We start from the raw sequence: 10529 nt of genomic DNA, 5'->3' as shown, positions 1-10529 counted from the left end.
CAGAACGTACACGATTCATTCGGATTTGGCTCTTGTTCTTTTTGATTACCCTATTATGTTTATGAAAAAGCGACGAATTTTTGAAGTCTCTCGCGTTATCAGATGAATAATGGAGAAATGAATTTATGGGAAATGCGGTTAAGTTGGGCGATATAGATACGGGGCACGACAGCCATCCGCCGACGTCAGTCATTGCTGGCTCTTCCACGGTTAAGGTCGATGGCCTTTCTCTGGCGCGTGAAGGCGATCCGTTGGCGGCTCATGGCCACGCACGTAACATCTGCGGTGGTTCATCAACCGTGATCGCGGATGGTAAGCCTGTCGCCCGTACCGGTGATGCAGTGAGCTGTGGGGGGGTGTTGATCGGTGGGGGAACGGTGACTATCGGATAGCTTTTCCGAAGTGATAACCCACTCATCGATATTTCAAACCAACGTATCACTAGCCGAAAGTTAGCGAGCAGCGGTGGGCTATTCATCTGAGGGGCAAGATAGTACGACCGGGTCATAATGCGTCAGCCCTTTCATTCTGTTTCCCTGAAGGGGCTATGACCTCGACTGGCGTGGTCTTATGGTGCAATGCGGTCAGCCAGTCTCCTACGGTTTCAAATCTCCGCCTTATCTACGTCCAATCCTTCGCTGCATTCTGGCGCTGGCGTTTCTACTCACCCCAACCCGTAATTAAATTACATTTTTCCCCAATTTCTCCGCCGAAACAGAAAACGCAAACCTTCGACCTCTATCCAGGACTCTGAATTGAACGGCGCAACGTGATGTAAGTCACAATGTTAAAACAAAGTTACTGAATTGAAGTGTGATGGTGGTCACGTAAGAGGGGCTGTCAAACGCCAAATTTTAACAATGTAACTGACTTTCAGATCTGATTTGTGATGGAGATCGCGTGAAATCCTACCTGAGGTGGGGTAACTGAGTGATCTCAGTCACAAATTCCCCTCGGGGTACTGGGGGCGAAAACGGCGTGATAGAGTCGATTTGTCTAGAGAACGACCGATGGTTTTTGGCGAAACCATCTCACTATTACGACGCGCACCGTCCCTGAGCGCGTACCACCGAGGGGAGTGAGTTTTATGCTATCACCAACTATTAAGGTCAAGATACAGAATTTTGGCCGCTTCCTCAGCAACATGGTGATGCCCAATATCGGCGCATTCATCGCCTGGGGTTTAATCACCGCGCTGTTTATTCCTACCGGCTGGCTGCCGAATGAGACGCTGGCCAAACTGGTCGAGCCCATGATTACCTACCTGCTGCCGCTGCTGATTGGTTATACCGGCGGCCGGTTGGTCGGCGGCGAACGCGGCGGGGTCGTGGGCGCTATCACCACAATGGGCGTCATCGTTGGCGCAGACATGCCAATGTTTATGGGGGCGATGATGGCCGGCCCGCTGGGCGGCTGGGCTATCAAACGTTTCGACCGCTGGGTTGACGGTAAAATCAAAAGCGGCTTCGAAATGCTGGTCAACAACTTCTCTGCCGGGATTATCGGGATGCTGCTGGCGGGGCTGGCCTTTATGGCCATTGGACCGCTGGTCTCATCGTTGTCCAAGGTGCTGGCGACCGGGGTAAACCTGCTGGTGCAGGACAACCTGCTACCGCTGACCTCCATTTTTGTGGAACCGGCGAAAGTGCTGTTCCTCAACAACGCCATCAACCATGGGATTTTCTCCCCGCTGGGGATCCAGCAGGCGACGGAAACCGGCAAGTCGGTGGTCTTCCTGATCGAAGCCAACCCCGGCCCGGGACTCGGCCTGCTGCTGGCCTACATGTTCTTCGGCAAGGGCAGTGCGAAACAGTCCGCGCCGGGCGCCGCCATCATCCATTTCTTCGGCGGTATCCACGAAATTTATTTTCCGTACGTCCTGATGAATCCACGCCTGATGCTGGCGGTGATCCTCGGCGGTATGACAGGCGTCTTTACGCTGACGCTGTTCAACGCGGGGCTGGTCTCTCCGGCGTCTCCGGGGTCGATCTTCGCGGTATTGCTGATGACGCCGAAGTCGTCGCTGATCGGCGTGGTGCTCTCTATCCTGATGTCGGGTTTGGTCTCTTTCCTGGTCTCTGCGGTGATGTTGAAACGCGTGCCGGTGGGGGATGAAGAAGACAACGGTCTGGCGGACGCGACCCGTCGCATGCAGAGCTTGAAACAGAAAGCGAAAGGCGGCAACGCGCCGGGCGCGGCTCAGCCACAGCCGGTGATGCGCGCTACGCTGGATGCTTCGCAGGATCTGAGTTTGGTGCGGAAGATCATTGTGGCCTGTGATGCCGGTATGGGGTCGAGCGCGATGGGCGCGGGCGTGCTGCGCAAGAAGATAAAGGATGCTGGACTGACGCATATCTCGGTCACGAATATGGCGATCAACAGCCTGCCGGAAGAGGTCGATCTGGTCATTACCCACCAGGATCTTACCGAACGAGCGTTGCAGCACGCGCCGCACGCGATCCACCTTTCTCTGAGTAACTTCCTCGACAGCGGCTTGTACAACGAGCTGACGACCCGGCTGCTGGCGGCGTACCGTCCGGTAGCGGCGAACGATAACCGACTGATTAATCAAACCATTGTCGCGGCCAATGATGACTGGTTCGATCCGGCCGAACACGAAGCCAATCTGTTCGAACTGGGTGAGAACAACATCTTCCTCAATCTACAGGCCGACAGTAAAGAGCAGGCCATCCGCTTTGCGGGCGAACAGCTGGTCGCGGGCGGATACGTGGAGCCGGCCTACGTCGAGGCCATGCTGGAGCGCGAAGCCATGACCTCCACCTATCTGGGGGAATCCATCGCCGTTCCGCACGGCACGGTTGAAGCCAAAGATCGCGTCCTGCGCACCGGCGTCGTGATTTGCCAATATCCGCAAGGCGTCAGATTCGGCTCCGAGCCGGACGACGTCGCGCGGTTGGTGATTGGGATCGCCGCCCGTAATAACGAACATGTTCAGGTGATTGCGCGTCTGACGAATGCCCTGAATGACGACGGCATCATCGAGCGGCTGGTGGAAACCCGCAGCGTGCAAGAGATGCTGGTGCTGCTCTCCGGCGAACGCGTGGCGTGAAGCCTATCGGACCGGCGTTTGACCGGTCCGTACGTGCAGCTCAACGATTTTGACAAGATATCGAGGTCGACAATGAAAGCGATTCATTTCGGTGCAGGCAATATTGGTCGTGGCTTCATCGGCAAATTATTGGCGGACGCCAAGTCCGAACTTATTTTTGCCGACGTCAATCAGCCGCTGGTGGATCAACTGGCTCATCAGCAGCACTATGAGGTTCATGTTGTTGGAGAAGCGTCGCATGTTGAACGAGTTAACCGCGTCAGCGCGGTGCATAGCGCCAGCCCCGACGCCATCAATGAGATCGCCCGCGCGGATATCATCACCACCGCCGTCGGGCCGCAGGTCCTGAGTAAAATTGCGGGAACGTTGGCGCAGGGATTGATAGCGCGGCATGAGCGCGGCAACCGGCAGCCTCTAAATATCATCGCCTGCGAAAATATGGTGCGCGGCACCAGCCAGCTTCGTCAGCATGTTATGGCGGCACTGCCCGACGCGTTGCATGCATGGGTCGACGAGCATGTGGGATTTGTGGATTCGGCCGTGGACCGCATTGTGCCGCCCAGCGCAGCGGCGAACGACGATTCGCTGGAGGTGACGGTCGAAACGTTCAGCGAATGGATCGTCGACAGCACGCAGTTCAAGGGCGAGCTGCCGGTCATCGCCGGGATGGAACCCACCGCCAACCTGATGGCCTATGTCGAGCGCAAGTTGTTTACGCTCAATACCGGCCACGCCATAACCGCGTATCTTGGGTGTCTGGCGGGCTACCGGACGATCCGCGAAGCCATACTCGATGATGCGGTGCGCGCGGTGGTAAAAGGCGCAATGCAGGAAAGCGGCGCGGTGCTGATTCAACGCTACGGCTTCGATCCGGCGCAGCATGCGGCATACATCGACAAGATCCTCAGTCGTTTCGAAAATCCGTATCTGCACGACGATGTCGAACGCGTGGGCCGACAGCCGCTGCGCAAATTGGGCGACGGCGACCGGTTAATCAGGCCGTTGCGCGGTACGCTGGAATACGGCCTGCCGCACCGTAATCTGCTGATCGGCATCGCCGCGGCGCTGAAATACCGTAGCGATGAGGATGAGCAGGCGCGTGAAATGGCGGCGCTGATTGATGCGCACGGCGTCGAAAATGCGCTGATCCAGATTACCGGACTGGAAGATCGTCCCGAGGTTGTCACGCAGGTGGCAACGTTATATCACTCTCTGTAACGCAAGGTGAAAAACGATACTGATGCCAGAACAGCGTTATTCTCCCGCAGGTAAACGTCGGGTGGCGGCTTCCGAGCCGCGCCCGACGCAGAAAAACGTGCCGCAGCCCAAGACGGGGATGGAAGACGAGCAGGCGTTCGAAAGTCACATTCTGGAACGCCTGAACGCCAGACCGACCGTCTCGGGGTTTATCCAGGCGGCGGTCGAACTTCTGGCCGATGCGATTGACCATCTGGTCCTGCAGGCGTTCCGCAAGGATGATTATGCCGTCAAATATGCCGTGGAGCCGCTGCTGGAGGGCAGCGGCCCGCTGTCTGCGCTGCCGGTTCGCCTTAAACTGATCTATGCGCTGGGCGTGATCAGCCGAGACGAGTACGAAGACGTTGAACTGCTGTTGGCGTTAAACAATGAACTGGAGCATGGCGGACAGCGTTACCGGTTTACCGATGATGAAATTCTGGGGCCGGTCAGCATGTTGCACGGTATGACGCCGCTGCCGCCTCAGTTCAACTCGCATTTGCCGGAAGATGGGGTGGACACCTCGCTGCTGGAGATGCAAAAACAGCGCTATCAGCAGCGTATCCAGTCCTCGCTGGTGTTGTGCATAACGGATCTGGTCTCGCGCCTGTACCACAAGACCGCGTTCTGATCGGCATTATGCCTGTAATATGACGGGCAAAGCGCTCGACGCCGTGGGGGTCGTACGGCGTCGGCCGTTTATTCACTAGACAATCAAGGCGTATCCCTATGCGCTCTTGTTTCTTGTTTCTTGTTTCTTGTTTCTTGTTTCTTGTTTCTTGTTTCTTGTTTCTCGCTGTAATTCCTGGCTTTTCCCTTCTGAACTCCTCTTCATACCTTGTTTCGCCCGTTATCGTCGATGCGCGATGGTTGGCGGCCGTTGACCTTTGCGCCGTCAGGCCGAATAATCATGAACGTTGACTCGGGGTGCCCTTCCACGTGAAGGCTGAGAAAGACCCGTACCACCTGATCTGGATAATGCCAGCGTAGGGAAGTCACGGAGTCTCACCGGCTCCCGCCTTCTTGATCGCCGGTTGGGAGACTTATGAATACTCGACCTGTGCCGTTTCCGTCCGCGCTTGCGGCGGATTCTCTGAAACTCTTTCACCGCCGCCCCCCTTTAATTCACTGTCTGACCAATGATGTCGTGCAAAGCTTTACCGCGAATGTGCTGCTGGCGCTGGGCGCGTCGCCCGCGATGGTGGTGGAGCGCAGCGAAGCCGCGCAGTTCAGCGCGTTAGCGGATGCGCTGCTGATTAATATCGGTACGCTGGAGCCGGTCCGGGCCGAAGCCATGCGATCTGCGGTGGCGAACGCCAATCGGGCCGAACGCCCTTGGGTGCTGGACCCGGTCGCTGTCGGCGCGCTGACGTTTCGCAGCGACTTCGCCCGTGAACTGCTGGCGCTGCGGCCTGCCGCCGTACGCGGTAACGCTTCAGAGATCCTGGCGCTGTCCGGCGCCGCTTCGCAGGGCCGGGGGGTAGATAGCGGCAACACCTCGCTGGCCGCGCTGCCTGCGGCGCGGGAGCTTGCCCGACGCTGGTCCGTTTGCGTGGCCGTGACCGGCGAGGTGGACTACGTCACCGACGGCGAGCGTGACTGGGCGGTGGCGGGCGGGCACCCGCTGATGACCCGCGTCGTCGGGACCGGCTGCGCGTTGTCGGCGGTGGTGGCGGGGTTTTGCGCGTTGCCGGGCGATCGCCTGCAACATATCGCCGCCGCCTGCGCGGTGATGTCTGAATGCGGGCAACGTGCCGCCAACGGCGCGGGCGGTCCCGGCAGTTTTATCCCGCGGTTTCTGGATCAGTTGTTTATGGCAATGGAGGCGACCGCGAAATGAAGCGTATCAACGCATTGACGATTGCGGGCACCGATCCAAGCGGCGGCGCGGGCATCCAGGCCGACCTGAAAACCTTCTCGGCATTGGAAGCCTACGGCACCAGCGTGATCACGGCGCTGGTGGCGCAAAATACCTGTGGCGTGCAGTCGGTCTACCGTATCGAACCCGCCTTCGTGGCCGCGCAGCTTGACTCGGTGCTCGGCGATGTGCGGATTGATAGCGCCAAGATCGGCATGCTGGCCGAGGCCGATATCGTCGAGGCCGTCGCCGAACGTCTGCGCCGTTATCCGGTACGCTTCGTCGTGCTCGACACGGTGATGCTGGCGAAAAGCGGCGATCCGTTGCTGCAACCGTCGGCGGTACAGTCGCTGCGTCAGCAACTGCTGCCGCAGGTCTCCATCATCACGCCGAATTTGCCGGAAGCGGCCGCGCTGCTGGCGTGCCCGATCGCCGAGAACGAAAACGAGATGCGGGAGCAGGGCGAAGCGCTGCTCGCGTTGGGCTGTCAGGCGGTGCTGATGAAAGGCGGCCATCTTTCCGATCGCGAAAGTCCGGACTGGCTGTTCACCGTTGGGGCATCACCGTTGCGTTTTTCGGCGCAGAGAGTCAATACCCGCCATACTCATGGTACGGGCTGCACGCTGTCGGCGGCGTTGGCGGCATTGCGTCCCCGTTGTGACGACTGGTCGGCCTGTGTGGCCGCCGCCAAAGCCTATCTGCAAGGGGCCTTACAACAGGCGAATACGCTGGAAGTCGGTCAGGGCATCGGGCCGGTGCATCATTTCCACCGCTGGTGGTGATGCCTATCTCTGCGGAAAATGAAATTTACATGGACAGTCTCAGGGGCTACCGGTAATTTTGTGACCGGTGTCAGGTTTTTCCGGCCGATTCACGACGTTCGCAGGGACGTCGCACACAGCAATAGCAGTTCGCCGCCGGCGTAGATGCAGAAAAATGAAGGATGGTTAGGAGTCATGTACATGGCAGGTTCAACGCGTTCGATCATGATCGCCAAAGGGTTACAAACAATACTTAACATAGGTTTATTGGCTCTCGCTATTATTCTGGTGGTGTTTTTGGGCAAAGAGACGCTGCACCTGGCGAAGGCATTGATGGTGAGCAGTGAGAAGGATTCCACCTATCTGTTGATTGAAAGTCTGGTCGTGTATTTTCTGTATTTCGAATTTATTGCGCTAATCGTGAAGTATTTTGAGACGGGCTATCATTTTCCGCTGCGTTACTTCGTCTATATCGGGATCACCGCCATCGTGCGGCTGATTATCGTCGACCACAAAAATCCCACCTATACCTTGATCTACGCGGGCGCGATATTGATTCTGGTGGTGACCTTGTATCTGGCAAACAGCCAGCGGCTAAGACGCGAATAGCGATGTCCCGACCCCGGTCGTTTACTCGCTCAGCAGCGGGCAAGGGCTGGGGAAGCGGCAGCGCAGCGCCGCTGGCACCACCTCGATACGGAAGTGTTTGTCGGTCAGCGGCTCGCCATCGAGGTTGAACGTCATCTCGTTCGGCGCGCTAATGTCCAGCCACGGCAGTGCGGTCGTGATCACGTTGGGATTTTCACCGCCGGACATCAGCGCCTGCATCATATTCGGCAGCAGCTCTTTCGCAGACAGCACGCGCAGCTGCAACAGCCCGTCATTCAGTACCGCATCCGGGCACAGTTGCTGTCCGCCTCCCGCCTGACGACCGTTGCCGATGGCGATGACCAGCGTATCGCCCTCCCAGTCAAAATCCGGACCTTTAACCTGACAGCGTTCGGCCTTCAGCGTGTCGATGCGCAGCAGCGCGTTCAGCACATAGGCCGCGCCGCCCAGCGCAGATTTCATGGCCGCCGGCGTTTCGGTGGTGATACGGGTGGCGAAACCGCCCGTCGCCATATTGATAAAGTAGTGTCGGTCGTTGACCCGAGCCAAATCGATTGCGGTCGCGCGGCCTAAAATCGCCAGCCGCAGCGCCTGATGCAGGTCGGTCGGAATCCGGCAACTGGTAGCGAGATCGTTGGCCGTGCCCAGCGGCACAATCCCCAGACAGGGGCGATGTTCCGCTTCCTGATGCGCCAGCGCCACGGCGATTTCGTTGATGGTGCCGTCGCCGCCTGCGGCGATCACATTGTCCGCTTCCATCGCTATCGCTTCACGGACATAGCGCAACGCGTCGCCGTGTTCCCAGGTGACGCGCACGTGCAGAGGATAACCTTCTTCACGCAGGACTGTCACCGCCTGACGCAGTTCGTCGTTTTGGCTGCTTTTGCCGTTCAAAATGATGATGGATTGAGGTTTTTGCGCCATGACGACGTACTCCCTGAAAAGACCTTGATGAAACCGAAAATGAGGCGAAGCATGCAGATCGCCTCCGAAAATAGTGTAGTCAGCGTAGCAGAAAAGCGTGACGCGCGGACAATGGATACGTGGCGGGGTGATCAGGAAAAGAAAAAGCCAGCTCAAGGGAGATTGAGCTGGCGAAAGAGGTGGTTCCTGGTAGTGTTACTACGCTTATTTTTCGTTCTGTGTTTTCTCAGCGGTTGAATAATAACCGACCGCGTCCGCCATTGATGTGATCCATTTCTAAAAAACGTCAGAACAGCGTTCTGCTCTGACTGTCGGCACATTATTTGGCGTGAGGATGACGGGTGTTGGTCCCCGGCAGATTACGCAGCAGCAACGCGTATTCCAGCGAAATGTCTTCCGGGACCGGCAGGTAGACGATATGGCCGTTGCCCGGCGCGACGTCGGTATCCTGACCTTTAGCGTTCTGCATCCCTTCAATCGTGAACTGCACGTTGCCGCCCGGCGTCATCATTTCTACGCTATCGCCGCAGGAAAACTTGTTTTTCACCGCGACTTCCGCCAGACCGTTACGCCGTTCGCCGGTGAACTCGCCGACAAACTGCTGGCGGTCGGACACCGAATAACCGTAGTCGTAGTTCTGGTAGTCTTCGTGGACGTGACGGCGCAGGAAACCTTCGGTATAGCCGCGATGAGCCAGCCCTTCCAGCGTCTGCAACAGCGATGGGTCAAAAGGTTTTCCCGCCACGGCGTCGTCGATGGCGCGACGGTACACCTGCGCGGTGCGTGCGCAGTAGTAGAAGGATTTGGTACGACCTTCGATTTTCAGCGAGTGCACCTGCATTTGCGTCAGGCGTTCAACGTGTTGGATCGCCCGTAGATCGCGGGAGTTCATGATATAAGTGCCGTGTTCATCTTCGAACGCGCTCATATATTCGCCGGGGCGCTGGCTCTCTTCCAGCATAAAGACCTTGTCGGTCGGCTCGCCGATGCCCAGCGTGGGTTCGACGTTAGCGACCTGAATCGGTTCATGCATGTGGACAATGTTGCCCACCTCGTCTTCTTTACCTTCCTGCACTTTGTATTCCCAACGGCAGGCGTTGGTGCACGTGCCTTGATTGGGGTCGCGTTTGTTGATGTAGCCGGAGAGCAGGCAGCGGCCGGAATAGGCCATACACAACGCGCCGTGAACAAAAATTTCCAGCTCCATCTCCGGCACCTGCGCGCGGATCTCTTCAATTTCCTGCAGAGACAATTCGCGGGACAAAATCACGCGGCTCAGCCCCATCTGTTGCCAGAATTTTACGGTTGCCCAGTTGACCGCGTTGGCCTGCACCGACAGGTGAATCTGCATCTGCGGGAAGTTTTCACGCACCAACATGATCAGACCCGGATCGGACATGATCAGCGCATCCGGCTGCATGTCGATCACCGGCTGGAGGTCGCGCAGGAAGGTTTTAATTTTGGCGTTATGCGGCGCGATGTTAACGACGACGTAGAACTTTTTGCCCAGCGAATGCGCTTCGTTGATCGCCTCGGCCAGCGTCTGATGATTGAATTCGTTATTGCGCACGCGCAGGCTATAGCGGGGCTGGCCGGCATAAATCGCGTCAGCGCCATAAGCGAAGGCGTAACGCATATTTTTCAGCGTACCGGCCGGAGACAGTAGTTCCGGTTTAAACATGGGTTTCTCTCAAGTCTGATCTCAGGTCAGGCTGCCCCCGGGCGGGAGCAGTAAGGCGGCAGATTCTAGCGCTTATGCGGGGAAAAATCAGTATTCGGCTTACAAAAAGTATGCCTATTTCGTTTCTCCACGGCGGGTGCGGCGGTTCTGCGGTCGATCGAGATCGATTTCCGGTCCCTGCGGCACGATGCCGGTAGGATTGAGCCAGCGAATGCCGTAATAACCGGTCTTGTAGACGCCGTTGGTGATCGTATCGTAAGTCAGCGTGTTCCCGCGGTTGATGTCAGGACGCAGCCCGGCGGGATAGAAGCCCTCGAGGTTGCCAGCGAGCGTTTTGACGGCGTCGCTCGCCATGTACAGCACAGCTCATGGACGTTGCGCACGGCGGGG

Annotated in this window: 10 protein-coding genes and 1 riboswitch; of the genes, 7 read left to right on the top strand and 3 right to left on the bottom strand. The window is 57.6% G+C overall.

Going from position 1 to position 10529, the window contains the following annotated elements; genetic code table 11:
• The first annotated feature begins 125 nt into the window (after positions 1-125).
• The 7 genes from BLU64_RS06890 to psiE all read left to right on the top strand — a co-directional run bounded on the left by BLU64_RS06890 (position 126) and on the right by psiE (position 7534).
• Positions 126-392, top strand: a complete 267-nt coding sequence (locus BLU64_RS06890) for a type VI secretion system PAAR protein (RefSeq protein ID WP_026744153.1) — start codon at positions 126-128, stop codon at positions 390-392.
• A 695-nt stretch (positions 393-1087) separates the two neighbouring features.
• Positions 1088-3070 (top strand): PTS mannitol transporter subunit IICBA, encoded by a 1983-nt coding sequence (locus BLU64_RS06885; protein ID WP_074728203.1) that lies wholly within the window; start codon positions 1088-1090, stop codon positions 3068-3070.
• A 72-nt stretch (positions 3071-3142) separates the two neighbouring features.
• Positions 3143-4288 (top strand): mannitol-1-phosphate 5-dehydrogenase, encoded by a 1146-nt coding sequence (locus BLU64_RS06880; protein ID WP_074728202.1) that lies wholly within the window; start codon positions 3143-3145, stop codon positions 4286-4288.
• Between the two features lie 118 nt (positions 4289-4406).
• Positions 4407-4937 (top strand): MltR family transcriptional regulator, encoded by a 531-nt coding sequence (locus BLU64_RS06875; protein WP_036153641.1) that lies wholly within the window; start codon positions 4407-4409, stop codon positions 4935-4937.
• 282 nt (positions 4938-5219) lie between these two features.
• Positions 5220-5316, top strand: a riboswitch (TPP riboswitch).
• Between the two features lie 35 nt (positions 5317-5351).
• Positions 5352-6146, top strand: a complete 795-nt coding sequence (gene thiM / locus BLU64_RS06870) for a hydroxyethylthiazole kinase (RefSeq protein WP_026744149.1) — start codon at positions 5352-5354, stop codon at positions 6144-6146.
• A complete protein-coding gene (thiD, locus tag BLU64_RS06865; RefSeq protein WP_074728200.1) occupies positions 6143-6946 on the top strand; it encodes a bifunctional hydroxymethylpyrimidine kinase/phosphomethylpyrimidine kinase in 804 nt (267 codons plus the stop codon). Before thiM ends, thiD begins: the two co-directional genes overlap by 4 nt.
• Positions 6947-7126: 180 nt before the next feature.
• Complete coding sequence (psiE, locus tag BLU64_RS06860) at positions 7127-7534, top strand: phosphate-starvation-inducible protein PsiE (RefSeq protein ID WP_026740059.1); 408 nt, start codon at positions 7127-7129, stop codon at positions 7532-7534.
• Between the two features lie 21 nt (positions 7535-7555).
• On the opposite strand, the gene yegS is transcribed toward psiE, so the two are convergent.
• From yegS to BLU64_RS06840, 3 genes are all read right to left on the bottom strand, one after another.
• Positions 7556-8458, bottom strand: coding sequence for a lipid kinase YegS (gene yegS, locus BLU64_RS06855; RefSeq protein WP_074728198.1), 903 nt, complete (start codon positions 8456-8458; stop codon positions 7556-7558).
• A gap of 319 nt (positions 8459-8777) precedes the next feature.
• The gene (trhP, locus tag BLU64_RS06845) at positions 8778-10139 is read right to left on the bottom strand and encodes a prephenate-dependent tRNA uridine(34) hydroxylase TrhP (RefSeq protein ID WP_026744145.1); all 1362 of its coding nucleotides are present in this window, start codon (positions 10137-10139) and stop codon (positions 8778-8780) included.
• Between the two features lie 114 nt (positions 10140-10253).
• Entirely contained in the window at positions 10254-10493 is a 240-nt protein-coding gene (locus BLU64_RS06840) for a hypothetical protein (protein ID WP_026744144.1), read from the bottom strand.
• Positions 10494-10529 lie beyond the last annotated feature (36 nt).

The organism is Lonsdalea quercina (genome assembly GCF_900107885.1).
Taxonomy (GTDB): domain Bacteria; phylum Pseudomonadota; class Gammaproteobacteria; order Enterobacterales; family Enterobacteriaceae; genus Lonsdalea; species Lonsdalea quercina.
The sequence above is the reverse complement of the archived record's forward strand: the minus strand, read 5'-3'. Positions and strand labels throughout refer to the sequence as shown.